Source organism: Syntrophobacter fumaroxidans MPOB (assembly GCF_000014965.1).
Classification (GTDB): Bacteria; Desulfobacterota; Syntrophobacteria; order Syntrophobacterales; family Syntrophobacteraceae; genus Syntrophobacter; species Syntrophobacter fumaroxidans.
Genome location: NC_008554.1, coordinates 4034462 through 4059212 on the forward strand (window position 1 = coordinate 4034462; position 24751 = coordinate 4059212).

Annotated in this window: 24 protein-coding genes; 14 read left to right on the forward strand and 10 right to left on the reverse strand. The window is 60.3% G+C overall.

What is annotated here, in order from left to right; translation table 11 throughout:
* Positions 1-119 precede the first annotated feature (119 nt).
* From SFUM_RS17020 to SFUM_RS17035, 4 genes are all read left to right on the forward strand, one after another.
* Positions 120-947: an ATP-binding protein gene (locus tag SFUM_RS17020; RefSeq protein WP_011700091.1), complete on the forward strand. Its 828-nt coding sequence runs from the start codon at positions 120-122 to the stop codon at positions 945-947.
* Between the two features lie 203 nt (positions 948-1150).
* Entirely contained in the window at positions 1151-1666 is a 516-nt protein-coding gene (locus tag SFUM_RS17025) for a chemotaxis protein CheD (protein WP_208597069.1), read from the forward strand.
* A gap of 209 nt (positions 1667-1875) precedes the next feature.
* Complete coding sequence (locus tag SFUM_RS17030; protein WP_041440816.1) at positions 1876-2133, forward strand: hypothetical protein; 258 nt, start codon at positions 1876-1878, stop codon at positions 2131-2133.
* Positions 2134-2193: 60 nt separating this feature from the next.
* Positions 2194-2466 (forward strand): flagellar biosynthesis anti-sigma factor FlgM, encoded by a 273-nt coding sequence (locus tag SFUM_RS17035; protein WP_041440818.1) that lies wholly within the window; start codon positions 2194-2196, stop codon positions 2464-2466.
* Between the two features lie 65 nt (positions 2467-2531).
* Here the strand turns inward: SFUM_RS17035 and SFUM_RS17040 are convergent, their stop codons facing one another.
* Complete coding sequence (locus tag SFUM_RS17040) at positions 2532-3155, reverse strand: hypothetical protein (protein ID WP_041440819.1); 624 nt, start codon at positions 3153-3155, stop codon at positions 2532-2534.
* Between the two features lie 371 nt (positions 3156-3526).
* On the opposite strand from SFUM_RS17040, the gene cutA reads away from it, so the two are divergent.
* On the forward strand, positions 3527-3847 hold the full coding sequence (gene cutA / locus SFUM_RS17045) for a divalent-cation tolerance protein CutA (RefSeq protein ID WP_011700096.1): 321 nt from the start codon (positions 3527-3529) through the stop codon (positions 3845-3847).
* A gap of 24 nt (positions 3848-3871) precedes the next feature.
* Here the strand turns inward: cutA and hisD are convergent, their stop codons facing one another.
* The 5 genes from hisD to hisS form a co-directional block, all read right to left on the reverse strand.
* Positions 3872-5176, reverse strand: coding sequence for a histidinol dehydrogenase (gene hisD / locus SFUM_RS17050; protein ID WP_011700097.1), 1305 nt, complete (start codon positions 5174-5176; stop codon positions 3872-3874).
* On the reverse strand, positions 5177-5950 hold the full coding sequence (locus SFUM_RS17055; RefSeq protein ID WP_041440822.1) for a septal ring lytic transglycosylase RlpA family protein: 774 nt from the start codon (positions 5948-5950) through the stop codon (positions 5177-5179).
* Positions 5951-6094: 144 nt separating this feature from the next.
* Positions 6095-7924, reverse strand: coding sequence for a triose-phosphate isomerase (locus SFUM_RS17060; protein WP_011700099.1), 1830 nt, complete (start codon positions 7922-7924; stop codon positions 6095-6097).
* Between the two features lie 5 nt (positions 7925-7929).
* Positions 7930-9771 (reverse strand): aspartate--tRNA ligase, encoded by a 1842-nt coding sequence (gene aspS / locus SFUM_RS17065; protein WP_011700100.1) that lies wholly within the window; start codon positions 9769-9771, stop codon positions 7930-7932.
* Between the two features lie 193 nt (positions 9772-9964).
* On the reverse strand, positions 9965-11230 hold the full coding sequence (gene hisS, locus SFUM_RS17070) for a histidine--tRNA ligase (RefSeq protein WP_011700101.1): 1266 nt from the start codon (positions 11228-11230) through the stop codon (positions 9965-9967).
* Between the two features lie 564 nt (positions 11231-11794).
* Between hisS and SFUM_RS17075 the strand changes: the two genes are divergently transcribed.
* The 4 genes from SFUM_RS17075 (at position 11795) to SFUM_RS17090 (ending at position 14831) form a co-directional block, all read left to right on the forward strand.
* The gene (locus SFUM_RS17075) at positions 11795-12601 is read left to right on the forward strand and encodes a sugar phosphate isomerase/epimerase family protein (RefSeq protein ID WP_011700102.1); all 807 of its coding nucleotides are present in this window, start codon (positions 11795-11797) and stop codon (positions 12599-12601) included.
* 139 nt (positions 12602-12740) lie between these two features.
* A complete protein-coding gene (locus SFUM_RS17080; protein WP_011700103.1) occupies positions 12741-13484 on the forward strand; it encodes a CDP-alcohol phosphatidyltransferase family protein in 744 nt (247 codons plus the stop codon).
* An 80-nt stretch (positions 13485-13564) separates the two neighbouring features.
* Positions 13565-14125, forward strand: a complete 561-nt coding sequence (locus SFUM_RS17085) for a nucleotidyl transferase family protein (RefSeq protein ID WP_011700104.1) — start codon at positions 13565-13567, stop codon at positions 14123-14125.
* 166 nt (positions 14126-14291) lie between these two features.
* Entirely contained in the window at positions 14292-14831 is a 540-nt protein-coding gene (locus SFUM_RS17090) for a rhodanese-like domain-containing protein (protein WP_011700105.1), read from the forward strand.
* A 151-nt stretch (positions 14832-14982) separates the two neighbouring features.
* Here the strand turns inward: SFUM_RS17090 and SFUM_RS17095 are convergent, their stop codons facing one another.
* A complete protein-coding gene (locus SFUM_RS17095; RefSeq protein WP_011700106.1) occupies positions 14983-15186 on the reverse strand; it encodes a DUF6485 family protein in 204 nt (67 codons plus the stop codon).
* 11 nt (positions 15187-15197) lie between these two features.
* Positions 15198-15380, reverse strand: a complete 183-nt coding sequence (locus SFUM_RS17100) for a hypothetical protein (RefSeq protein WP_041440825.1) — start codon at positions 15378-15380, stop codon at positions 15198-15200.
* 667 nt (positions 15381-16047) lie between these two features.
* Between SFUM_RS17100 and SFUM_RS23395 the strand changes: the two genes are divergently transcribed.
* From SFUM_RS23395 to rsmA, 3 genes are all read left to right on the forward strand, one after another.
* Entirely contained in the window at positions 16048-16446 is a 399-nt protein-coding gene (locus SFUM_RS23395) for a tetratricopeptide repeat protein (RefSeq protein WP_167321366.1), read from the forward strand.
* A gap of 310 nt (positions 16447-16756) precedes the next feature.
* Positions 16757-17776 carry a tRNA (adenosine(37)-N6)-threonylcarbamoyltransferase complex transferase subunit TsaD gene (gene tsaD, locus SFUM_RS17110; RefSeq protein WP_011700109.1) on the forward strand — a complete coding sequence of 340 codons (1020 nt, stop codon included), beginning with the start codon at positions 16757-16759 and terminating at the stop codon, positions 17774-17776.
* 310 nt (positions 17777-18086) lie between these two features.
* Positions 18087-18944, forward strand: coding sequence for a 16S rRNA (adenine(1518)-N(6)/adenine(1519)-N(6))-dimethyltransferase RsmA (rsmA, locus tag SFUM_RS17115; protein WP_011700110.1), 858 nt, complete (start codon positions 18087-18089; stop codon positions 18942-18944).
* A 220-nt stretch (positions 18945-19164) separates the two neighbouring features.
* On the opposite strand, the gene SFUM_RS17120 is transcribed toward rsmA, so the two are convergent.
* Together SFUM_RS17120 and abc-f are read right to left on the reverse strand one after the other, a co-directional pair.
* Positions 19165-20073 carry a selenium metabolism-associated LysR family transcriptional regulator gene (locus SFUM_RS17120; RefSeq protein ID WP_011700111.1) on the reverse strand — a complete coding sequence of 303 codons (909 nt, stop codon included), beginning with the start codon at positions 20071-20073 and terminating at the stop codon, positions 19165-19167.
* Between the two features lie 35 nt (positions 20074-20108).
* Positions 20109-22112 (reverse strand): ribosomal protection-like ABC-F family protein, encoded by a 2004-nt coding sequence (abc-f, locus tag SFUM_RS17125; RefSeq protein ID WP_011700112.1) that lies wholly within the window; start codon positions 22110-22112, stop codon positions 20109-20111.
* A gap of 329 nt (positions 22113-22441) precedes the next feature.
* Here abc-f and SFUM_RS17130 point away from each other — a divergent pair, with 329 nt between their 5' ends.
* Together SFUM_RS17130 and SFUM_RS17135 are read left to right on the forward strand one after the other, a co-directional pair.
* A complete protein-coding gene (locus SFUM_RS17130; RefSeq protein WP_011700113.1) occupies positions 22442-23170 on the forward strand; it encodes an HAD family hydrolase in 729 nt (242 codons plus the stop codon).
* A 305-nt stretch (positions 23171-23475) separates the two neighbouring features.
* Positions 23476-24747, forward strand: a complete 1272-nt coding sequence (locus SFUM_RS17135) for an HlyD family secretion protein (protein ID WP_011700114.1) — start codon at positions 23476-23478, stop codon at positions 24745-24747.
* Positions 24748-24751: the final 4 nt, after the last annotated feature.

A 24751-nucleotide genomic window follows, 5' to 3' on the forward strand; every position in this document is an offset into this window, starting at 1 on the left:
CCCTGGCGCGACTTTACCCTCACGTGGTTCTGTTTCTGTCGGGCCGAGGAACACTCTGTCCGGGTCAACGCTTCGCAGACGTGTACAGCACCTCCAGATGTTTTCGATTCGAGTGCATTATGAAATATGCGAATTTCCCGGAAACCCCCGAGGATCTTGACGTTTTCTACGAAAAATGCCTGGAAGCGTTGTTCGAAAAGGACCGACTGGCTTATCTCGGCCATTTCCTCAAAGGTCTCATCCACAATATCAACGGACCACTGCAGAATATCTCCATGCTGCTGGAGATCCTGATCCGGGGATTGGACGCTCAGGACGCATTCATGCGCTCCCACTGCAAAACCGATACGGAGGAATGGGATGAGCTGATGCTCAAGCAACGCACGCGGTTCACGCACCTGCACCAGCAGATTGCCGGTGTGGCGCAGATGTTGCGGGATTTTATGGTGATCTACGAGGTGGAGCGCAAAGGGACGGAACTGGAGCTCAACCTTGTGCTCACCAAATTGACCAATGTGTTTCGCGCCGATCTGTTTTTCAAACACCAGGTTGAGCTCGATTTGCGCTTGACCAAGAATTTGCCGATGCTCCATATCCCAGGCCGCTGCCTTATCCCGGTGCTCATCCATCTGATCAGGAATGCTCTCGTCGCCATGCGGGGGGCGAAGCGCAAGAAGCTCACCATCGAATCCCTGGCGATGGACGGCAAGGTGACGGTTGTTTTCAAGGATACCGGCTGTGGGTCGAGCGGCAATGAGGAAATGTGGTCCGGACTCTTCTATTCCATGTGGGAGAATCCCATGCCCGAAGGGGAGGAAGAGAAACATTCGGGGTTCGGCCTGTTTGCCGTGGAGCGCCTCCTTGAGCCTTACGGGGGTAAGATCCGGTTCGAACGCGAGGAGGAGGGAACCCGGGTAATCCTGGAAATACCGGTGAACCGTCGCTAGCTCGTTCTCCCCCTTGAAAATGCGCTCGATTTCGGTTTTGATGTGTCGGACCGACGTCGTGCGATGCGCAGGTCGAGGGTGCCGTCGGGGCCAGCCATGATCGCGGTTCGGATGAAGGGCGGGGTGATTCGTGCGTTGAGCCGCTCCTGGAGGGATGCAACGCAACACGGGGAAAGAGATCGGTTGGGGCGATGAGAAATCAGTTGGCAGAAAAGGAAATTCCTGAGCTCAGGGAATACTTTCTGAGGCCGGGATTTATCTTTGTGTCGAGACAGCCCAGCCTGATTTCAACGGTGCTGGGGTCGTGCGTTGCCGTCTGCCTCCGTGATAACCTCAGGGAATTCGGTGGGATGAATCACTTCCTGTTTCCGCTGGTGGAAGACCCCGAACAGGCCACCGCGAAATTCGGTAATGTTGCCACCAATGCCTTGGTCCGGTCGTTCCTGAAGATGGGGAGCGATCCCGAAGACCTGGAAGCGCAGATCTTCGGCGGCGCGCTACTGGCCGACGGCCTGACGAGTGCCGCGGAAGTGAGCCATGCCAACGTGGCGATTGCCCGGCACGTCCTGCAAAGATGCGGAGTCCGCGTCGTTTCCGAAGATGTTGGCGGCAATAAGGGACGAAAGCTTGTATACAATAGTTATACCAACCAGGTAATGGTCATCCGGGTGGAGAGGATCAGAAGCGGAGACTGGTATCCTTATCACGGGTCTCGATAAAGGTGCCGGAGGGGGTTGTGCGGCAGGGCCGGCAATGCCCGAGTGATAGAATACGGTTTCGCGGCAGAAAACGGTTCTTGGTCGCCGAGCCGGGTTCCCATGGGCATCCGGATGAACGTTAACCCTGCAAAATTTGTGGCTTGAGCAACGGTTGCCTCCTAAAGTATTCTCCCTTGGAGACCGATTACATCATTGAGGGAGACAACCCCATGATGATAACGGATTATCTGGTTCAAAGCCTGCTTCGCACATACGGAAAACGGTTGCGGCGTCGGTCCCGTGATTCGGGCAAGGCGGAAGTCGGCGAGGACGCGATAGCCCGTGAGAGAATGGCTATTCCCGACGATATCAGGCATCGTATGGTCATGGAACGGATGACTTCCCTGGCGCTTGAAAAAGCCTATCCTCGAGAAGAAGTATACATGGGAGGAGAACGGTCTCCCGACGAAGAAAATCCGCTCAGCTGACAAAACGGACAAAAAAGATTCCCCTGCCGTGGGGTGGGGAATGCTCTGAAAGGTATACCGATGGGAACGAGAAAGAACTCGGATCACCCGGGTCGCGGTACGAGATGGCTTGAGGAAAAGGCCAACGGCAAGGCTCGACATGGAAAAAGGACCGCATCCGCAACCGATGACACTGCGCTCATCACGACTCAAGTCGCCAGGATAGTGGAGGAAATTGTGAGTGGAGAGGTTCGGCCCGAGCGAATACGGTCTATCAAGAGTCTCATCGAAAACGATGCCTACACCATTCAACCTGATGAAATCGCACGGAAGATGCTGGGAGAGCTCTGGTAGACGTTCATGACGCCCCGGCAGGGATTCGTGCCCCCGGTCCGCATGTTTTTCCCGCAACGGTTTTCTCATGCTCGAAAATCACCCGTTCCCGATTTTTTCTTGAGCCTCAACAGCCCGGGGCTCTGATGAAAATACATGTGCGGCGACTTCGCACCGAGCCCCAGGAAGTATTTTTCCAGGTCGTCGAAGAGCACCGGCTTCACGGGCCATGTGAATTCCTTTTCCATGGCCTGGAGCGCACTCCAGCGTTCCGCCGTCTCCGGGTCGGCGCGCAGGATTCCTTCCTTGATCTTGTCGCAGAAGAACATGGCGCAGGAAATGGGACGAATGCGCCACATGCACCCGCCGTTTCCCAGATAGACGCATCTTCCGGTGCGATTCGCCCGCCTGAGCACGCTGAAGAGGGCGTCCGTTTCACGCCGCTCCGAGAACAGGGTGTTGACGACGTGATCGGCAAAGAAGGTGAAGATGCTTTCGAAGCCGCAGCATGCGCTCATCCCGGTATCGAAACAGATGGTCCTGCAGGCGGCCGCAATGAGCTCGTCCTGGAAGCGATCCAACCCGGCCCTGAACCGGAGATAGTCCAGGCAGCCTTCCTTCAGCCTTTCGACTTCACTTGCCGCCAGAGCATCGCAGGTCCCCCTGACGGCTTGAAGGCTTATCCATTGATCCTGATTGTACTCGCCCATGCGCGTCGCTCCATTGGGATTCATTCCGGCCCGCCTCGTTTTGCGCCGATCCCTCATCGCGCGATCTCGAAGGCGGATCGGTATCGCACGCCCATTGGCAAGTTCTGCGCCGTCCACTGCCGGAGCGCTCACCATCCGGTCTCATCGGTCCCGATCCGGGAACCCGCGCGAGCAGGGGTTCCGCCCGAGGGAGGAAATCCCTTCCAAAACGGCCTCCCCTGGGCTAAGTTTGCCCTGGAAGAGGAGATCCTGACCTGCAAAAGGGATATGCGCACCATTTGACCGCGGGGTGCCGATGCCAGGCAGGAACGCCCGCGTTCAGAGACATCTGAGCGTTTCACGAAACCCCCCTGATCCGGGAGGCTGAACGAATGATGGCGGAAGTGTCGGTCGTTCTGGTCACTGCCGGCGGAGAGGAACAAGCTTCTCTGCTGGCCGTAAAGCTGGTGGAAGAAGAGCTGGCTGCCTGTGTCAATATCATTCCTCGTATTCGATCCGTGTACCGGTGGAAGAACGAGATTTGCGATGAAGAGGAGTTTCTGCTCGTGATGAAGATTCGGTCCTCCGTTTTTTCGAAGCTTCAGGCGCGGGTCAGGGAACTGCACACCTATGAAGTTCCCGAAATCGTTCGGATTCCGATCGCGGAAGGACTGCCCGACTACCTTGATTGGGTTCGGGACAATTCCCGGTGAACGAGCGTGCATTTCGCCCCTGCGTCAGGGTTTCATCCTCACACGGATCGAGGCGGCATGGGCTTCGAGCCCTTCCATTTCGGCCATGCGGACGATAGCCTCCGCGTCGCGCCGGAACGCATTTCCGGAAAATGAAATCACGCTGGTCCTCTTGAGGAAGTTTTCGACGCCCAGGGCTGAGGCGAACCGGGCGGTTCCCGCGGTGGGGAGCACGTGATTGGGCCCCGCGAAGTAGTCTCCCACGGCTTCCGGAGTCCACTCGCCCATGAAGACCGCCCCCGCGTTCCTGATCTTGCCAAGACACGCCCACGGATCGCACACCTGAAGCTCCAGATGCTCGGGAGCGATACCGTTGGCCAGTTCCAACGCCTGATCCAGGTCTTCCGCCAGGAATATGGCACCGTAATCGCGCAGCGCCCGGCGGGCGATTTCTTGCCGCGGCAGCCGGAGCAGTTGCTCCTCGAGGCTGGCGGCTACTTTTTCGGCCAGGGACGCCTCCGTGGTGATCAGGACGGCGCTTGCCATGGGATCGTGCTCGGCCTGGCTGAGCAGATCCGCCGCAATGTATCGGGGGTTGCCGCGATCGTCGGCGACAACGAGAATTTCACTCGGGCCTGCGAGCATGTCTATGCCCACTGCTCCCCAAACCAGTTTCTTGGCCAGGGAAACATAGATGTTGCCGGGTCCGACGACGACGTCGACTTTGCGCACGGATTCCGTGCCGTAGGCGAGAGCGGCGATGCCCCAGGCGCTGCCGGCCCTGTGGATGCGGGTTATGCCCACCTCTGCGGCCGCGACCAGAAGGGCCGGGCTCACGCTTCCGTCCGCGCGCGGCGGAGTGACCATGGCGATGTCCCGCACGCCGGCGAGGCGTGCCGGTATGCCGTTCATGAGGACGGACGAGAGGAGCGGCGTTTCCCCCGCCTGCCCCCCGGGAATGTAAAGTCCCGCGGCTTCAACCGGCCGCACCATCTGTCCGAGGAATGTCCCGTCGGGCTTGGTGATGAAATGCGAAGGACGCAGTTGCTGGCGATGAAAGGCCTCGATGTTTGCCATCGCCTCTTGGATGATTCCGAGAAGCTCGGGGTCGACCGCGTCATAAGCCGACCGGATTTCCTCGGGTGAAACCGTGAGCCGTTCGGCGTCAAGCTCGGAGGCGTCGAATTGCCTGGTGTAGCGGAGCAGGGCGTCGTCACCGTTTGCCTTGACGTCGAGAAGGATTTCAATGACGCTCTTTTCAAGGGCGACGTCGGGGCCCATTTTGCGCGACGCGATGACAGCCAGGCGGCTGTCGGCTTCCACCGATGGATAAGAAATGGCTTCGAGCACTTATTGTCCCTCCACTGCCACGATGAACGCATCGCTGAAACCGTGAATGCGCAGAGAATCGAGTTCTTTGCGGGCCAGGAGCAAATCCCTGTACATCCCCACCTGCACGCGGTGGAGAATGCACCCTTTTTCATAGGCCTGGACGATCTGAGCCCCATCGAAATGCCTTGACATCCTGTCCTTTAGCTTCAAGGCGTTCGGCTGTTCCCGGAAGGCTCCAATCTGGATGGTGAATTGGCCGTAACGGAAAGACGGGACCGGATCCACCCTCCAGTATGTGTTCGTGCCCAGCTTCTCCTCGGACGCGTATTGAACCGCTTCCACCCTGACCCTTGCCGTCCCTTTCCGATAGGAATCGAGTTCCTGGGCTCCGCGGCAGGAGAGGTCGATGATCCTGCCGGCCACGAAAGGTCCCCGGTCGTTTATCCTCAGGATCGTGGACCGGTGGTTTTCGAGATTGGTGACCTTGACGTACGTGCCCAGGGGAAGCGTCTTGTGGGCGGCGGTCATGGCGAACATGTCGTAGCGTTCGCCGCATGCCGTCGGCCTTCCGTGGAAGTCCGACCCGTACCAGCTGGCGGTGCCTTCCTCGACGTAGCCTTCGGCGGAAGGAAGGGGATAGTACCAGATCCCGTTGATCTGGTAAGGTCTTTGCGTTCGCAGGCCGGAAACCGGTGGAGAGGGCGTGGGGGGCGGAGGCGGAGGCGTCCTGGTGCAGCCGGCCGCAAGAACGGCGAGCAGGAGGCCGATACCGACGCGTGTTCTCCAAGGCATTCTCACGAGCCCACTCTATCCTCTCGAGGCTGGTGCCGGTCCTGTGCCGCCGCCGATCGTCCCGCCACCGGCGAAACCGCCGTCGGCTCATGGCCGTTCGCGGGAGTGGCGGGCTCTCATCGACTCAATCTCAGCCCCGGGCTCCTAGACATCCCCGTTCTGCTCCATCTTGGCCAGATCTTCAAACCGGATATCGATGCCCAGGATTCCCACGATCTCTTCGGATTCGTTCCGGATGGGGGCCGACACCGTGATGCAGAGCGCCCCGGTGTACCGTGACGTGTAGAAGTCCGTGACGTGCACCTTTCCGTCCTTCATGGGTTCGATGAACCACGGACGGTCCGAGAGATCTTCTCCCACCTTCGCACTCTCGTACTTGGCCTTGTCCACGATATGGGTGATGTTCCTGGTGAGCTTGCGGCCTTCGTGGTCGGTGACATAGATGTACTGGATAAAGGGGTTGAGATCCAGCATGGTCTGCAGTGCCAGTTCCTGGCGCGCCGGGTCCATGCTCTTGATGACCTCGCTTTCGACCACTTCCTCCACCAGGTGCGCGGCAAGCGCGTAGGCCTTTCGTTTGAGCAGATCGAATTCGCTGACGAAGAACTCCGGCAGGAACCGCCGGGACCACCGCTCCAGTTCCTCGTTGGAAATGGAGGTGTTGCGACCCTGCTCGTATTCGTGCATCACCCTCTTGTGGATCTTGATGATCCCCGGGTGCCGCTTGTCCAGGCGGCGTTCCCCCTCCAGTCGCAACCGCGTGTTCACCCAGTAGGCAATGGACGCGACGCCCGACTTGTCCGAAATGATGATGCTGACGGGCCTCCTGAGAAGGATCCGGGTATCGAAGATATTATAGATTTCTTCATGCTTCACCAGTCCGTCCGCATGGATACCCGCGCGCGTGGCGTTGAATTCTTCACCCACGTAGGGATAGTTGGGCGGTATGCGATACCCGAGCACGGATTGGAAGTATTCGGCCATGTCCGTAATGGCTGTGGTGTCGATTCCGTTGGTGGTTCCCATCAGGCCGATGTACTCCATGATCAGGCCTTCGATGGGCGCGTTTCCCGTGCGCTCCCCGAAACCGAGCAGCGTCCCGTTGGCGCCGCTGCACCCGTACAGCCAGGCGGTGGCGGCATTGACGAGTACTTTGTGAAAGTCGTTGTGGCCGTGCCATTCCAGCAGGTGTCCGGGGACGCCGGCTTCCTCGATGAAGGCCCGCACGATCTTGGGAACACTGCGCGGAAGCGCCGCTCCGGTGTAAGTGAGCCCGAATCCGAGGGTGTCGCACAGCCGGATTTTCACGTCGATTCCGCTCTCCTCCCGGAGCCTCATCAGCTCGGTGGCGAGCGGGATGCAGAATCCGTAAACGTCCGCGCGGGTCACGTCTTCAAAATGGCATCGCGGAATGATCCCTTTTTCGATGGCGGTCCGGGCGATTCTCAGGTACTTGTCGAACGCGCCTTTGCGGTCGAGGTTGAGCTTCAGGAAGATATGATAGTCGGAGACCGAGGTGAGGATCCCGGTTTCATCGAGCCCCATATCGGCAACCAGCTGAAGATCCTGTTCGACGGCACGAATCCAGCCCGTGATCTTGGGGAATGCGTAACCCTTGGAACGGCATAAATCGAGGGCTTCCCGGTCTTTGCCGGTGTACAGGAAAAACTCCGACTGCCGGATCACTCCACCGGGGCCGGACAGCCGGTGCAGAAAATCGAAGATGGTCCCGATCTGCTTGACCGTGTAGGGAGGACGGGCCTGCTGACCGTCACGGAAGGTCGTATCGGTGATGAACACGTCCTCCGCCGGATCGATGGGCAGCATCATGTGGTCGAAGTCGATCCGGGGCACCTCGGTGTACGGGAACACCTCCCTCATGAGATTCGGTTCGGCGGTATCGATCAGGTTGTGCCGCCAGAACCGCGAATGTTCGTGGTCCAGGACCCGTTTCTTACTGTTCCATCGGGCCATTGGAATCAACTCCTCCGTTCGCTTTCAACCCTCACGCACAACTCCAGGAGTTGCCGCAACTCCGGCTCCGACGGCGCCCCGCTCATCAGGCAGGTCGCCTTCTGCGTCTTCGGAAAAGCGATCACGTCCCGGATCGAAGTGGAACCGCTCAACAGCATGACCAGCCTGTCCACGCCGAATGCGATCCCACCGTGGGGCGGCGCCCCGTACTGAAGCGCTTCCAGAAGAAAGCCGAATTTCTCCGCGGCCTCCTCGCGACCGATGCCCAGCGCACCGAACACAAGCTCCTGGAGCTCCTGGCGATGGATGCGGATGCTCCCGCCCCCGATTTCGATACCATTGAGCACCAGGTCGTAGGCCCGGCTCCTCACCTGCTCGGGATGTTCCCGCAGAAGCGGGACGTCTTCCTCGATCGGCGACGTGAACGGGTGATGGACCGCCGTGTAACGCTTCTCCTCCGCATCCCATTCGAGCAGCGGGAAATGCGACACCCAAACAAAATTATAGCTCCCGGGGTCAATGAGTTCGAGCTGATTTCCGAGCCGAACCCGCAGATTTCCCAATGCGTCGTTGACCACCTTGCCCTGGTCGGCAAGGAACATGACGATGTCGCCGTTCTCGATTTCCAGCCTTTCCGCCAGGCGTTCGCGTACGCTCTCCTGGAGAAACTTGGCGATCGGGGATTGCCATCCCTCCGGCTGAATCCTGATCCAGGCCATGCCCTGGGCACCGAATATTTTCACGTATTCGGTCAGATCGTCCAGATCCTTTCGAGACAGACCTCCCCCTCCGGGCACCCGGAGCGCCTTCACGATCCCGTTTCGCTCGACCGCCTGCCGGAACACGCGCAGCTCGGAATCCGCCACGATGTCGGTGACGTCCGTCAACAACAAGCCGAAGCGCGTGTCCGGTCGATCGGTTCCATACAATCGCATGGCCTCCGCATAGGACATGCGCGGAAACGGCGGCGCCATCTCCACCCCCAGCAGCTCTTTCATCAGGAGCCGTATCCAGCTTTCGATGAGTTCGTAGATATGTTCTTCATTCACGAAGGACATTTCAAGGTCGAGCTGGGTGAATTCCGGTTGACGATCCGCTCTCAGGTCCTCATCCCGAAAACACTTCACGATCTGGTAGTAACGCTCGAAACCCGCCACCATGAGGATCTGCTTGAAAAGCTGAGGCGACTGGGGCAAGGCGTAGAACTTGCCCGGATTGACGCGACTCGGCACGAGGTAATCTCTTGCCCCTTCAGGCGTGCTCTTCGTCAGGACCGGGGTTTCCACTTCCAGGAAGCCCGCCCCGTTGAAGTATTCCCGGGTGAGTTGGACGGCCCGGTGCCGCAAAAGGAGGTTGTGGAACATCCTTGGACGGCGCAGATCGATATAACGGTACCGCAGGCGGATATTTTCGCTGGCTTCGACGTCGTCCTCGACATGAAAAGGAGGGGTCTTGGACGAATTGAGGATCTTCAGTTCCCTGGTGATCACCTCGATTTCTCCCGTAACCAGCCTGGGATTGGTCATTCCTTCCGGACGCGGCCTCACCGTGCCGGTGACGGCGATGACGTATTCGCTGCGCAGGGAATGCGCGTGTTCGTGGGCCACGGCGTCGAACTGAGGGTCGAAGACCACCTGCGTGAGTCCCTCCCGGTCTCGCAGGTCCACGAAAATCAACCCGCCGTGGTCGCGCCTGCGTTGCACCCATCCCATCAGGACCACGGTTTCACCCACGTGCCCGCGTCCCAGGCTGTTGCACGAATGAGTCTTGCGCCAGTCTCCCAGATCGTCCAGGTCGATCGCGGTTTCCGGCGGGCTGTCCGGTTGCATGTCCGTTTGCGGTTCCATCGCGCTCACTCGACTTCCTCCCGTGGATACAAACGCCGTCGGAAAAGGACCTATAGCGGATCCGAGCGGCGAACGATGAATGCTTGTCGTTGCGGTCCGTTCAGCCTTCTCATCGAAGCGGTCCGGACCGTTGCCCGCCGTCCTTCTCCGGTCTGCAAGCAATGAATACCGGTCCGGGAAGGGCGGAACGGCATCAGGCGTCTCGACACATCCGGTGGACGGTTTCCGACGCCGACGCCAGGGGCAGATTGACCTGGGACTTCTCCCGCAGGTCCCGGAGCTGGATTTCGCCCCGGGCGATTTCCTCTTCTCCCAGGATGAGTACGTAACGCGCTCCCGACCGGTCGGCGCGGCGCATCTGGCTCTTGAGGCTCCTGGCTTCATAGTCCGTTTCGGTCGAAACGCCGAGGGCTCGAAACTGCTGGGCCAGCAGAAAGCCCTTCAGTCTTGCCGCTTCCCCCAGGGTTGCGATGAACAGCCGCGGGCTTCGCTTCGATTCCTCCCCTTCCTGCTGGAGCAGCAGGATGAGGCGTTCCATCCCGATGGCGAACCCGATGCCGGGCAAGTCCGGCCCTCCCAGATCCCGTACCAGCCCGTTGTAGCGTCCGCCGCCCCCCACGGCATTTTGAGCTCCCAGGCGGTCCGTTATGACTTCGAAGGTGGTTCGCGTGTAATAGTCCAATCCCCGCACCATTCTCGGGTCGATGACGAAATCCGTTTGGAGCTGCTGGAGGTAGTCCCTTACTCGGGCGAAGTGTTCTCCGCAGTCGCCGCAGATGTAGTCCGGCAGCAAAGGAGCGTCCTCGAGCACAGCCTGGCAACGTTCCACCTTGCAGTCGAACACCCGCAGGGGATTGGTCTCGCGCCGCCGCAGGCAATCCGGGCACAGGCGCTCGACGTGGCCTCCGAGATATTCCTTCAAAACCGAACGATATTCCTGCCGGCATTCATGGCAGCCTAGGGAGTTGATGTGCAGAACGACTCCGCTCAGGCCGACGCGTTCGAAGAAAAGCCGGAGCATGTACATGACTTCGGCGTCGAGCATGGGATCGTCGATGCCGAACGCTTCCGCGTCGATCTGGTGAAACTGTCGATAGCGCCCTTTCTGGGGGCGTTCATGGCGGAACATCGGTCCCATCAGGTAGAACTTCTGAGTGAAGGGATCCGCCTGCAGATTATGCTGGATGTATGCTCTCACCACCGATGCGGTGGCCTCCGGACGCAGACCCAGCATGTCCCCCTTGCGGTCGGGGAAGGCGTACATTTCCTTTTCCACAATGTCGGTGCTCTCGCCGATTCCCCTGGCGAAGAGCTCGAGCTTCTCGAGGACGGGAGTTCGAATCTCACGGTAGCCGAAATCCTCCAGGACTTCGCGGGCGGCTTTCTCCACTTTCTGCCACCATTCGATCTGCCCCGGCAGAATATCGTTCATGCCTCTGATGGCCTGGATGCTTTCCATTCCTGTTCCACTCCGGAGTGTGCGCATACGATCGAAACATAAACGAATTTTTGTAAAGAACGGGCAGGCAAAAGTCAAGGGAAACATCTTTGGGACGCGTCGCAAAGGGGTATTGCCCGGGGGAGGCAGGAAGAGAGGAGGCACCGGCCTGCTGAAAGGTTCGAGGCTCCCGTGGTCGTATCCGCGAACCTTCATGAACCTGGAACCCGCAACCACGCGCGCCGGGGGGGCATCCTGACCGCGCGGAACGCCGGAATTTCCCGTCGGCCATGTGTCGGCGACGGGTGCGCTCGGATGGTGACCGGCAGCGCGGCGGATCTTCGCGTTTCTTTTCCGGCCCCGTGCGCGCATCAATGAATTCGATTGATTCGACAAATGCCATTGAGACTTTCGATTTGAAAAATGGGCATCATGCACTATAACCAAATCACGAGCGGTGCCGCCGGTTGCCGGGCGTTGGGTTTTCCCGGGTTTTGACACCGGGTTGCGGATGCGCTCGCCGGGCGAACGCACAAACAACCGCCGCAATTCGACGGCAATCAGGGAGATGAATTCCGTACGGGCATGGATGCAAGGACGACCATCAAATTGGCTGTGTGCAACTTCCAGGACGATCCCCTGGAAACACGGAGACTGGCGCTCGAAAACGGTTTTTCCGGGGTTGACTGGACTTTCAAGTTGGACGAGCTGCCCGAAGATCCGGCCGGGGAGTCCGAAATCATCGGAAAGATAGCGGCGCTGCATCCCCTGGAGGTTCGCTATCACTGCGCGTTCAAAGAAGTGGACCTGGGCGACGAGGACGCGACCAAAGCAAGGGCCGCCATGGCGTTATTTCGCCGGATTTGTCGCCTGGTGCACCGGCTGGAGGGGCGGTTCGTGACCATCCATCTGGGTTTGGGGCGCGAGGCCATGAACGGACTTTCGTGGGATCGCACGACAAAGGCCCTCTCCGAACTGGTAAGCTTCGCCCGGGGGTTGGGGATTCGCATTTGCCTCGAGAACCTGGCTTCCGGGTGGTCCAGCCGGCCCGAGCTCTTCGAGAAGCTCATCCGCAGGTCCGGAGCGGGGGTAACCCTCGACATCGGGCATGCCGCGGTGAGTCATTCGGTCGAGACGCAGCATTACGCCGTCGAAGACTTCGTGTTGCCTCACCAGGAGAAGGTCTTCAATGCCCACATTTACCACGAGGAAAGGGACGACGTACATTTGCCGCCAAACCGGCTGGAGGACGTGGAAGAACGGTTGAACCTCCTCCGCTCCCTGTCGTGCGACTGGTGGGTGCTGGAGCTGCGCGAACCTGCCGCCCTTTTCCAGACCTTGTCGATCGTCAACGAGTACTTTCAATCGAACGGCCGGCTCACCGGTTCATGAATCATGGAGTGGTCCAGTCGGGCCTGAGCCGGGGACCGGCGCGGTCTTCCCCGGGGCGGCATCGACGAGGGGGGGGATCGGACCGAAGGCGTAACGGGGATCGATTCGGCAACCCGGAGGTCCCGGGGACACGAGGTATATGAACGACACAGGACAACCCATTGATATCCCCGATCGTTTTCCGAACGACTGGAAAACGAAGCCCACGGATCGGTTCATCCTGAAGTGGATCAAGTGCAATCTCTCGGCTCGAATCACCCCCCGCCTGCTGGGCTTGCGGGGATTGCGGCCCTGGATGATCACTCTTGCCGCGAGCGGTCTGGGGACGATGGCGGGCGCCGTCTTTGCGTTCGGACCCGCGTGGGCGGCGAGCGCGATGGCCGCGTGCGCACAGGTGCTCGACGGGGTTGACGGCCAGTTCGCGCGGTTGACCAACGCCCAGAGCAAAGCGGGGGCTTTCTGGGATTCAGTGCTGGACCGGTATGCGGACGGGGCGCTGGTGATCGGCCTCACCGTGTGGATCGGGCGAAATGTTGAGGCCGTTCCCTATTGGTTGTTGGGGCTGCTGGGATTTCTTGCCGTTGTCGGAAGCGGGCTCATCAGTTATTCGACCGCTCGGGCCGAATGCCTGGCGGTGGAGCTGGGGAGACCGACCCTGGCGAGCAAAGGCACCCGGACCTTTGTCGTGGTCGTATGTGGTTTTCTGACGGTCTTTTCGTGTTATGCCGCGGTGATCGCTCTGCTCTACCTGGCGATTCACACGAACCTGGTGATCGTCGGCCGACTGAAACGCGCTCACGGATCGGCCGGCGACGGGGCTTCGCAATCCACCCGGGACCCCGGGGCCCGTCGCGGGGGCTTTCCATCTCGATCCGGAGTTTGACAAACCGCTTGTCGCGGCAATCGGTGGGAAAAAGAACGGTGATCGGGGACAGGGTTCAAGAAGTGAACCGGAGACGTGCCATGACGGAAAAAGGCGTGATCCACGGGCGCTTCCAGGTGCTCCACAATGACCATATGAAATACCTTCTGGCGGGCAAGTCGAGGTGCCTTCACCTGGTCATCGGCATCACCAATCCCGATCCCGCCTCGACCAGGGACGACCCGGCCGATCCGAAGCGAAGCCTCCCCACTGCGAATCCGCTCACGTACTTCGAGCGCTACGTCCTGGTGCGATCTGCGATGAACGAGGCAGGCGTGAGCGACCGCAGCTTCTCGGTCGTTCCGTTTCCCATCAATTTCCCCGAGCTCTACAGGTATTATGTGCCCCTCGACGCCGTGTTCTATCTCACGATGTATGACAACTGGGGACAAAAAAAGCTGGAGCTGTTCCGCTCCCTGGAGTTGAAGACCGAGGTCCTTTGGACCAGGCCGCTGGATGAAAAAGGACTGAGCGCCGGGGAGATCCGCGAGCGCATGATCCACGACGATCCCTGGGAACACCTGGTCCCGTTTTCGGTCGCCCTTCACCTGAAACGGTGGGGTATTCCCTCGAGGTTGCGAAGCCTTGCGAGTCGTTCCTGATACCGAATACCCGCAGCAACGAGAGGATCGCCATCCATCGCGCTCCGCGACCGATGGCCGCGTTGACGGCTCTCTTTTGCCGGTGGGCGGTTCGCGCGCCTCCCGGACTTGCGCGGGGCCGCGCGAATGAAACGGGCGGGAACAACGAGAGGAGGACGGTTTGACGATGAAGAGTGGGAAAGCGCTTGGCGTATGGATGTTGGGCCTTGCCTTGTTACTGTGCCTGTCTTCCGGCGTGTTCGCGCTCGGCGGGCGAACCGATGAAGCGGAAGTGCAGAAGCTTGCAGCGAAATTTCACAACGAAGCCGCCGGAGGGGGATACAGAATCGTCAGCACCGGCGAATTCAAGGCCTGGCTGGATCAACTCGATCCCCGATGGGCGTCGGATATGAGGACCCTGTTGATCGTCGATACCATGCCGCTTGACGACGGCTTCAGGAAGCACCACATTCCGGGCGCGGTGCCGTTTGAGTTTCCGAACGACGAAGTAAACCGGTTGGACGACAAAACGAAGGCGAAGTTCGAAGAACTCCTTGGGCCGGACAAGAACCGGAAGGTGGTTTTCTACGGACGGGACACGCAGTGCGGCCGCAGTCACAACGGGGCGATGTGGGCGGCCAGGCTCGGTTACACCAGGGTGTATCGTTATCCCGACGGGATCAAGGGATGGCTGGAAGCCGGGTACATGGTCGACAGAACGGACTGACGATCGAACGACCCCCCGCGATTCGACATCCGGCGCGAATGGTCCACCGGCATCATTTCAACGACAAGCGTCCTGCTTTCGCAACACCGCGCGGTCTTCCCGGGACCGGGTGTCGAGAAGGCAGGACGTTTTGTCCTTGCACGCAAGAGCCCTAGACTTTCTTCCCGCTGACCAGGCGAGCGAAGTGTTCGAAGGAACGGTCGTAGGTTCGCTCCGCGTCTTGAGGGAAGCAGCACCCAGGCAGTTGTCGGCTCTTCAGGTGATAGTGAAGACACTCGCAGCAGATGCCCTGCCTCGAACAACCGCTGTAAGTGCAATTGCACCTCTCCAGGTTTCGATCCTGCTTGCAGTCCATGGCTTCACTTCTCAGTGCGATGAGGCCGCGCTCTTGCCTCCCCTGATGATCACCGTCCCCATCAGGACGATCAGGATCACCTCCCAGGCAATGACCGCGTTCCATGAATCGAAAATAGAATAAAAGAGACCGCCCCCGACGATTGCCGGCACTCCAGTGAGAATAATCATCCCGAATCGCCACGCCCAGCTCATCCCAAGCTCCTCCTTGATTGCACATTGGTGTTTTCCAGCACAACGGTCAAAACGCAATAGTTATTCCTAGCACAAGGTCGTATCCCTTTCAAGAATTTACGAATGTGCCGACGAACCCCGACAAGAAGGGACGGCCCTGCTCCGTTCGAAGCCACGGTCCGGGAAACAGCCGTGCCCGGCAAAGCGCCGCGGTCTCCTCCCCGGATCGACTCCGCTCACCGCGGATTCCGGAATACGATTGGACTTTGCCGTTCGAACGGTCTTGAGGTATATATTAATTCTTCCCAAAACGACTCAAATGCATTTTTCGTTCTGACGATTATGAAGACATACCCTGTGCTCGCCGGATTTCTCGGTTGGGCATGGGGCTCGGGGGGCCGACCCGGTGATGCCGGGTGCCGGGATATTGCCGGAAGCTCGAATGGATACGGCCGGAAGGGGTGGCCGGTTTGATTCGGCGAGGCTTATCCGTGCGCCCGGGGGCAGGCGGACAATCCCGGAGAGGTCAATGCCCGCGATGTCGGCTCGCCCGTGTGCTCGGAGCAGGCGAGGCGCAGAGCAATATCGAGTATGCGTTCGGGCGGCTCATCCATGCGAACGGAAGTTGGCGGGGAATCGTATGGGGGGCGGAGAAAAAATGCCGGAGGCGCGAGCGAAGGGGGGTACCATGAGGGGTGGTGGAATTCTGTTGTTGATCGGGTTTGTTGTTCTCCTGACGGGCTGTGCCGGCTTATCCGCCGACATGAGATTGTCCAACCGGGGATACGAGGACATACTGAGCCGGAACTACACCCAGGCTGAAAAACACTTGGCGGAAGCCCTTGCCATCAATCCGGACAATCCGTATGCGCTCATCAACATGGGCGTCGTCTATGAAAACACCGGTCGAGAAGCACAGGCGCGGGAGATGTATGAAAAGGCGCGGGCACTCGGTTCCCGCGAGGTCCCTTCCAGGACCAGCCAGGATTGGGCTAAGGACAAATCTCTTGCCGAAATCGCCGAAAAGGATGCCGGCGGCCTGTCCACGAACCAAAAGCCCCTTGCCAAACGAGGCGCAAGCATGTGAGGGGGCTTTGCCCCGGAAAGGCCGTGGTGTTCAGACCGGGCATTCTCAAGAACAGCCTTGCTGCGCGGGCTTACAACGAACCGTGAGGATCGGCATCGTGTCAGGGTGCCAGGGGGGCACGGTCCCCTTGTGCCCATGATCGGGCCGAGCCGCGCGTCCCCTTTTTCCCTTCTCGCCGTAAAACCCGGCATCCGGTAGGAAACCGGATGGAAAAGGCTTGTCCGTCGATCCTTCGGGAAGCATTCCCTCTTTCCAAAGACATGGGATTCATATTAAGCTCGAAAGGGTTGGTTCAGAGGGGATGCGCGGGATGATCATACTGGGTGTCGAAAGTTCCTGTGATGAAACGGCTGCCGCCGTCGTGGAGGACGGATCGAGGGTGCTTTCCGATGTCGTCGCGAGTCAGGCGGCTCTTCACGGACCCTATGGCGGCGTCGTTCCGGAGCTGGCATCGCGCAAGCACGTGGAAGCCATCTTGCCCGTGCTGGGAGAGGCCATGCACGAGGCCGGCGTCACATGGGGGCAGGTGGACGCCATTGCCGCGACGCAGGGACCCGGCCTGGTGGGAGCTCTCCTGGTGGGGCTGAGCGCGGCCAAGGCGCTTGCGTACGCCCTCAAGAAACCGATGGTTGCCGTCAACCACCTGGAAGGACACATCCAGGCCGCATTCCTGGGCAGAGAAGAGCTCACCCGGCCGTTTGTCTGCCTGGTCGTCTCGGGCGGGCACACCGCCCTCTACCGGGTCGACCCTGACGGAACGACTTCTTTCCTCGGTTCCACTCGAGACGATGCCGCCGGGGAGGCTTTCGACAAGGTTGCCAAGCTGCTGGCTCTCGGCTACCCGGGTGGTGTCGAGATCGAGCGGCTGGCCGCCGGCGGCGACCCGCACGCCTTCAATTTTCCGAGAGCATTCATCGACGGCCGATCGCTGGAATTCAGCTTCAGCGGTCTGAAGACCTCCGTGGCCACTTTTGTCCGGCAGCATGGGCCTCCCTCCGAATCCGGAGAGCAGGGGGCCTATCGCCTGGCGGACCTGTTGGCGAGCTTTCAGGAAGCCGTTGTGGAGGTGCTGGTCAACAAGACCGTAAGAGCCGCGGGGATGTGCTCCGTCGGGGACATCGCCGTGGTTGGGGGAGTGGCGGCCAATCTGCGTCTGAGAGAACGGTTCGAGGAAGAAGCCGGGATGCATCGATTCGAGCTGCATCTGCCGGCCAGGCGCTACTGCACGGACAACGCGGTGATGATTGCCGCCGCTGCGTATCGGACCTGGAAACGTTCCGGGTTCTGCCTGGACCCGGTGGACCTCGATGCGCGATCGAGATGGTTCTGATATCCGCCTGTCCCGTCAATGCAGACTTCCGAAGCTTCGCCGGCGGAGCGGGCGTCCCGGGTAATCGCGTACGAAGCGACGGCAGTGGGCGGGAGGGCGCAAGGTCCTCCCCTGCGATTTCGTGAGTGCAAGGGGCTGGGTTTGTCCGCGTCCTCCTTCCCTCCCCCTTGATCCCTGATTCTTGATCTCGATGGACCCTTTGCATGCGACCGTCGGCGGTTGGATTTCGCGCATTCGATAATGCCGTCGCGGTTTCCGGCGCGGGGGCAGGCCCTGGATCATGCAGGCCGAAAAACATGAGCTGTAAACTATGAACCATGAGCCGTTCCCGACTCCACGGCAGTATTTCCGGTTGCGGGATACCCGCCCCAGAAAGCGGTTCGGGCAGCATTTCCTGGATCACTCGGCTACCGCGGAACAGATCGTAAGGTGTGCCGAATTCGATGCGTCGGACACGGTGGTTGAAATCGGTCCCGGGTTGGGCGCCCTCACCCGGTTCATACTGCCGTTGGCCGCTCGTCTGCACCTGGTTGAGCTGGATCGCGATCTGGCGACGTACCTGGAAGAGAACCTGCCTGCCGGCTCGCAGGTCAGGCTGCACCGGCAGGACGCTGTCACCTTCGATTTCAACGCCCTGGCGGAGGCTGCCGGGCAGCCCCTGGTGGTGCTGGGCAACCTTCCCTACAATATCACGTCGCCGCTTCTCTTCCATTTGCTGGATTCCGTTCAAGCCGTGAAGCGGGCGGTATTCATGGTCCAGAAGGAGGTGGGCGCCCGTCTGACGGCGAGCCCCGGCACGAGGGATTATGGGGTGCTGTCTGTACTGCTGGCGGTGTACGCCGAAGTCAAACGGCTTTTCACGGTCGGTCCGCAGCAGTTCTATCCGCCTCCCAAGGTCGAATCCATGGTGCTCCGACTCGACTTCAAGCATCCCCTGCCGCCGGACCTGCCGCCTTTCGGCTTGCTGAGGAGGTTGGTCAGCATCGCCTTCCAGCAACGGCGCAAAACCCTGCACAACAGCCTCAAGGGAACCTACGGGGGCCAAGGGGGGGGATTGCAGGATGTCTTCGCGAAATGCGGGGTCGCCCCCGGGTTGAGGCCGGATGCATTGACCCCCGGCCAGTTCGTTGAGCTTTGCAAGGCGCTGAAAGAGTCGGGCGGAAGATAAAGTCGCATAAAGGAGCGCACTGCGCCGAGCGTCGGGAAGCGGCTTTCATTCTTGCCGCGGTGCACGGGCGGCGCCCGGCATCGTGCGAATCGGCGCTCGAGACCGCGTCAGAAGGCAGGCAGGACAACGCGGAACAATCCCTTGCGGGCGCATGAAAGCCGGGCACAAGGCCCTGTGCCGCGGGTCGGTCGCCGTGCATCGAATTGAATGCGGTTCCGTGTCAGCTCGTCTCGTTCTTCATGGCCTGGAACCTGAGGTGGTTCAGAAAAGCCGAGCACAGGGGAGACATCTGCCGGTTCTTTCTCTGGACCAGGAAGAACGGCCGCGAAAAACGGATTCCGGCCAGCGGCACGGCGAACAGCGAACCATGCCGAAGGTCTTCGGCGACAGCCCGGTGAGAGAGAATGGAAATGCCGATCCCGGCCTTGATGCCCTGCCGGATCGCTTCGGTGCTTCCCATCTCGGCCACGATGTTCAGCTTGGTCGGAGAAAATCCATGGGCTTCGAGGGCCTGGTTCATCACGATCCTCGTGCCCGAACCTCGCTCCCTCAGAATGAACGGTTCGCCGGCGAGCTCTTCGAGGCTCACCGACTTCCTGACCGCCCATGGGTGGTCGCGGAAGACGGCGAGCACCAGTTCGTCGGAAAACGCCTCCTCCAGAACGATTCTCCTGTCTTCCAGGCGTGCGCCGATGACCCCGAATTCCACGCCGCCGTCGATCGTTCTTGCCACAACTTCCGCACTGTCCGTAATCCGCAATGTTATCTGGATGGCGGGGTAGGATTTCTTGAACGATCCGATCAATTCCGGCAGGACATAGGTGCCCGGGATAGTGCTCGCCCCGATGAGCAGCGCGCCCGAAAGGTTGCCTTTGAACTTCTCCAGGGCCTGGACGGCTTCGTCGCGCAATTGGATGATGTCCCGGGCATACTGGTAGAGGATCTTCCCGGCGGGAGTCGGGAGTACTTCACGTCCCAGCCGGTCGATGAGCTTCTCGCCCAGAGTCTCCTCGAGCGCCCGGACGTGTTCGCTCACCGTCGGCTGAGTCAGGCAGACCGCTTCGGCGGCTTTGGTGAAGCTTCCCATCTCCAGGACTCTGCAGAAGACGACCAAACGATGGATGTCCATAGGTTCGCTATCTCCCCTCATGTCGGCACAACGGTTCAACCCGGGCCGTTGTGCGCTCTGGCTTTCCAGAAGTTCTCCTCGATTTCTTCCAGCATCAGGGCGTTTTCTTCCCAGACCTGCGTGAGCTCTGCGATCCTGGCCTGGCAGGACTTGTAGTCCTTGTGCAAATCCTGGACCCTGGCGCCGTCACGGTACGTATCGGGCGCGGCCAGCAGTTGGTTGAAGGCGTCCAGATCCCGATGCGCCTGTTGCAGTTCGGCCTCCACCCGCTCCAAGCGCTCCTGCAGGGGCCGCTTTGCCTGATAGAGCTCATTTCGCCACCGGGCTTCAATACGGCGCCTGTCCTGCTCCTTGCGGGCGGAGCCGCTCTGCCGCCGGTTTTCACCCTCTCCCGCAGTCGCTGCCGCGTCCTCCCGCAACCGGTCGTCTTCGAGACGCTTGCTCCATATGTCACGGTAATCGTCATAATTGCCAGGGAAAATGTGGATTCTGCCTCGTTCGACAACCAGGATCCTGTTTGCGATGTTGTTGATGAACCGCCGGTCGTGGCTGATAAAACAGATGGTGCCCCGGTATTCCCGCAGGGCCCCCTCGAGGACTTCGCGCGCCGGGATATCCAGGTGGTTGGTGGGTTCGTCCATGAGCAGCACGTTGGGCCGCTGAAGAAGCAGCCGGCAGAGAATGAGACGCGCTTTCTCGCCGCCGCTCAGAATCGATACTCTCTTATGAACGTCCTCACCGTGGAAAAGAAAGGCGCCCAGGAGCCCCCGGAGCTGAGAGGCGGGGATGTCGCCTGAAACCGAAGCGGCTTCTTCGAGCACGGTGCATTCGGGGCGCAACTGCTCCCATTGATGCTGTGCGTAGTAGCCGATGAAAGCGTTGTGCCCGACGATACGTTCTCCGCCCGACAGGGGTTCCGCCCCGGCCAACATCTTGAGAAGCGTGCTCTTGCCCGCTCCGTTTTCGCCGATGAACGCGATGCGGTCTCCCTTTTCGAGAACCAGCTCGAGGTCGGAGTAAACGAGGTGCGCTCCGTAGGCCTTGCGCGCCTGATGCAGCTCCAGAACGCGTTTGCCGGACCGCGCCGGGGCGGGAAAGGTGAAATGGATTTCGGCCCCCCGAGACACTGGGGCTTCGATCCTTTCCATCTTCTCCAGCACCTTGAGTCGACTTTGCGCGCGGCTTGCCGTGGATTTCCGATAGCGGTTTCGTTCGATGAAACGTTCGGCCTGACGGATGCGATCCTGCTGATTTTGATAAGAGGCCAGTTGGACCTCGCGCCGGCGTGCCTTTTCCTCCAGGTAGGCATCGTAGTTTCCGGCGTACTCGTGGAGACGGCCCTGCTCGAGCTCGAGTACCCTGGTCACCAGCCTGTTCAGAAAGGAACGGTCATGGGAAACGATGAGCATCGCCGAAGTGGTCGAGAGAAGATAGTCTTCCAGCCACAGCAAAGACATGAGGTCGAGGTGGTTGGTCGGTTCGTCCAGCAGCAGAAGCTCCGGGCCGGACAAGAGCAGTCGGGCGATTTCCAGTCGCATGATCCACCCGCCGCTCAACGTCGAAACCGCCGTGCCGAAGCGAGAATCTCGAAAGCCCAGGCCGGCCAGGATTTTGGCCGCCCGGGCCTCGAGGTCGTAGCCCCCGAGGCGCTCCAGTTGCTCGTTGACGTGTGCGTGCCGCAAAGCCAATTCCCGGCTGCGTTCGGGGTCCGTTTCCATATCCATCGCTCGGCCGATGGCGTGCATCTCGGATTCGAGGTCGTGCAGCTGCTCGTGCACGTCCATGGCGTATTCGAGAACGGTCTTGTCCTTTGTCGGCACAACCTGTTGCGGCAGATGCCCGATGGTGAGTCCCCGGCTCCGGACCACGGAACCGGCGTCCGGGGGCATCTCTCCAAGCAGGATGCGGAAAAGGGTTGACTTTCCCGTCCCGTTGAGACCGATCAGGCCGATCCTTTCACCGGGGAGGGTGGAAAAGGAAACGTCGGCGAAGAGCTTCCTGTCGCCGATGAACTTTGCAACAGCGTGGACGGACAGCACGGAATCCGTTTCCCGTTCAAGAAAGGTGCGAGACAAAACCCGGCGCGGCGCCCTGAAGTCGAACGGACGGGTTCATGGCTTCAAGGTGCCGACTCCCCTCGCATTTCCGGGCAGCCCGGGGGGAGCCGGCCTGCGCCCGGCGCGAGCCGCATAAGGACCATGGTGTTACATGCCCGAAACTGGAGAGTTTTCGTAAACCGAAAAACATGCTAAAAAACGCATCCTGAGATTGTGAATGTGTGCAGGTCAATAGTTAACATGTTGAGTACCGTTTCGAGAAGGTCTCAGTTTTCAGAACCACAAATCTTAATATTCGGTATGTGCCGGTCATGCAAAATGTTTTCGACGTGGGAGCCTCTTTTGAGCTTCAAGCGGTCATATTCGACTGCGACGGCGTGCTCGTCGACAGTGAACCCCTCCACTATCGGGCGCTCCAGGAGGTATTGAAACCCCTGGGCCTCGGTCACGACTACGCCCGCTACCTGGAGCACTACATCGGTTTCGATGACCGGGACGCTTTCCGGGAGGCCTTTCGAGAAGCCGGACGCGACCTGGATGGGCGCACCCTGGCCGAGCTCGTCGATGCGAAGGACGGAGCGCTGCGGAAAATCGTCGCCGATGGAGTGCCCACCTTTCCGGGGGTCATCGAATTGGTCCGGGAGCTCCACAGCCACAATGTGCTTCTGGGTGTGGCATCCGGTGCGCTGCGCCATGAAGTGAGCGCATTCGTGGCTTCCCTTGGGCTGCAGGATTGTTTTTCGATCCTGGTCGCCGCCGATGACGTGGAACGGAGCAAACCCGATCCGCAAACCTACATCAAGGCCCTCGACGAGGTCAGAGTCCTTGGCGGGCACGCTGTTCTCGACGCGAGGAATTGCGTCGCCGTCGAGGATACTCCGGCCGGTATCCAATCCGCCAGAACGGCCGGCATGTATGTTGTAGGGATCACCAATTCCTTCCCGCGGGGGAGCCTCGAGGATGCAGACCACATTGTCGGGAGCCTGTCGGAGCTCGACCATGCCGGCCTGATTCGACTGGTCCGAACCGGAAGGTCCTGAATCCCCGTGCACCGGGATTGAGTCCCGGAACACGAGTTTCCCACGCTGCGGCGGTGCCCTGAATCTCCGTGCACGGGGAATGAGTGCACGGTGTTGCAGGCGATTGCACGGAATCCTCCCGCACTCTTCACTCCCAGGAAAAGCCGGGAGGCGGAGGCGCTTCCCGGAGCCCGGTTGCCGTCGGAATGATGGCGAAGACGTTCCCGTTTCGTTTCGAACCCCCTGTGCGGGGCGATTCGACGCAATGACGACGATCCCCGCAAGGGACTCAGTCGCCGTTCAGTCCAGAAAAGAGGCGAATCGACATGGCGGAAAACCAGAATCCGGAAACGGAATCCAAGCCCAATCGAGTGCGCGCGAGGCGCGTGAAAACGGCCGTGTGGGTGTGCGTTGTCGCCGGGTTGATGAGTGGGGTTTACTGGTGGCTGTTCATGCGCAACCGGGTTACGACCGACGACGCCTATGCGAAGGTCGATCCTGCCCCGATCAGTGCGAGAGTGCCCGGAACCGTGATCCGGGTTCTGGTCGAGAACGACCGCCGGGTCGAAGAGGGCCGGGTGCTGGTCGAGCTGGATCCCACCGATTATCGGGTCGCCGTCGAGAGGGCGCAGGCCGCTCTGAACCAAAATGAAGCGGAGGTCCGGGCCGCGGAGATTTCCGTCCCCCTGACCGACGCCCAGACCTCAGGCCAGGCCCGGGCCGCCGAAGCGGCTCTCAAGGCGGCCAGGGACGCGGAATCGCAAGCGCGGCACCGGCTTGGCGAGCTCAAGAACACTCGTTCGGCCGTGGCCGCCGATCTCGCCCAGTTCCAGAGAGATTTCGAACGTTTCGACAACCTGTACAAGACGGGTGCAGGGACCCGGCGACAGCAGGAACAAGCCCTGACGGCGCTCAGAAAGGCACAGGCGCAACTGGCGGCAGCCGATTCACAGATCCTGGCAACGGAAGCATCGCTGGCTGCTGCGACACAGCAGGTGGAGCGGGCGGGAGCCCAGTTTCAGGTGGCCCAGAGCGACCGGGACAACGTCGAAATTCAGCAGTACAGGCTCGCCTCGCTCAGGGCGGGCAGAGACAAGAGCAGTGCCGAGCTCGAGGCTGCCCGGCTGAATCTTTCCTACTGCACGATCACGGCGCCCATCGACGGATTCATCGCGCAGAAGAGCGTCCAGGTCGGGGCGAGGGTCCAGCCGGGACAGCCCCTCATGGCGGTGGTGCCTCTCCAGGACATCTATGTCGAAGCGAACTACAAGGAAACCCAGCTGAAAAACGTCCGTCTCGGTCAGCCGGCAAGCATCAGGGCGGACATCTACCCCGGCTGGTCCTACACCGGAAAGGTGGCGGGTATCCGGGCGGGGACGGGAGCGGCGTTTTCGCTGATTCCGGCCGAGAACGCCACCGGTAACTGGATCAAGGTGGTCCAGCGCGTTCCGGTCCGGATACTGCTGGACGGACCGCCGCCCCGCGACCATCCTTTGCGGCTTGGGCTGTCGCTGGTGGTGACCGTCGATACCTCGGACAGAAGCGGTCCCGTGCTGATGGCGGATACCGTGAAACCTCCCTCGAATGCGGCGCCCTGAAACC

Bases quoted from the DNA above. Each gene is read 5' to 3' on its own strand.
- SFUM_RS17030 (WP_041440816.1), top strand. From the start codon at position 1,876: ATGATGATAACGGATTATCTGGTTCAAAGCCTGCTTCGCACATACGGA.
- SFUM_RS17020 (WP_011700091.1), top strand. From the start codon at position 120: ATGAAATATGCGAATTTCCCGGAAACCCCCGAGGATCTTGACGTTTTC.
- SFUM_RS17080 (WP_011700103.1), top strand. From the start codon at position 12,741: ATGAACGACACAGGACAACCCATTGATATCCCCGATCGTTTTCCGAAC.
- rsmA (WP_011700110.1), top strand. From the start codon at position 18,087: ATGAACCATGAGCCGTTCCCGACTCCACGGCAGTATTTCCGGTTGCGG.
- SFUM_RS17135 (WP_011700114.1), top strand. From the start codon at position 23,476: ATGGCGGAAAACCAGAATCCGGAAACGGAATCCAAGCCCAATCGAGTG.
- cutA (WP_011700096.1), top strand. From the start codon at position 3,527: ATGATGGCGGAAGTGTCGGTCGTTCTGGTCACTGCCGGCGGAGAGGAA.
- hisS (WP_011700101.1), bottom strand. From the start codon at position 11,230: ATGGAAAGCATCCAGGCCATCAGAGGCATGAACGATATTCTGCCGGGG.
- SFUM_RS17060 (WP_011700099.1), bottom strand. From the start codon at position 7,924: ATGGCCCGATGGAACAGTAAGAAACGGGTCCTGGACCACGAACATTCG.
- SFUM_RS17120 (WP_011700111.1), bottom strand. From the start codon at position 20,073: ATGGACATCCATCGTTTGGTCGTCTTCTGCAGAGTCCTGGAGATGGGA.
- tsaD (WP_011700109.1), top strand. From the start codon at position 16,757: ATGATCATACTGGGTGTCGAAAGTTCCTGTGATGAAACGGCTGCCGCC.
- SFUM_RS17035 (WP_041440818.1), top strand. From the start codon at position 2,194: ATGGGAACGAGAAAGAACTCGGATCACCCGGGTCGCGGTACGAGATGG.
- SFUM_RS17040 (WP_041440819.1), bottom strand. From the start codon at position 3,155: ATGGGCGAGTACAATCAGGATCAATGGATAAGCCTTCAAGCCGTCAGG.
- SFUM_RS17075 (WP_011700102.1), top strand. From the start codon at position 11,795: ATGGATGCAAGGACGACCATCAAATTGGCTGTGTGCAACTTCCAGGAC.
- SFUM_RS17090 (WP_011700105.1), top strand. From the start codon at position 14,292: ATGAAGAGTGGGAAAGCGCTTGGCGTATGGATGTTGGGCCTTGCCTTG.
- SFUM_RS17055 (WP_041440822.1), bottom strand. From the start codon at position 5,950: ATGCCTTGGAGAACACGCGTCGGTATCGGCCTCCTGCTCGCCGTTCTT.
- SFUM_RS17100 (WP_041440825.1), bottom strand. From the start codon at position 15,380: ATGAGCTGGGCGTGGCGATTCGGGATGATTATTCTCACTGGAGTGCCG.
- SFUM_RS23395 (WP_167321366.1), top strand. From the start codon at position 16,048: ATGAGGGGTGGTGGAATTCTGTTGTTGATCGGGTTTGTTGTTCTCCTG.
- SFUM_RS17095 (WP_011700106.1), bottom strand. From the start codon at position 15,186: ATGGACTGCAAGCAGGATCGAAACCTGGAGAGGTGCAATTGCACTTAC.
- SFUM_RS17085 (WP_011700104.1), top strand. From the start codon at position 13,565: ATGACGGAAAAAGGCGTGATCCACGGGCGCTTCCAGGTGCTCCACAAT.
- aspS (WP_011700100.1), bottom strand. From the start codon at position 9,771: ATGGAACCGCAAACGGACATGCAACCGGACAGCCCGCCGGAAACCGCG.
- SFUM_RS17130 (WP_011700113.1), top strand. From the start codon at position 22,442: ATGCAAAATGTTTTCGACGTGGGAGCCTCTTTTGAGCTTCAAGCGGTC.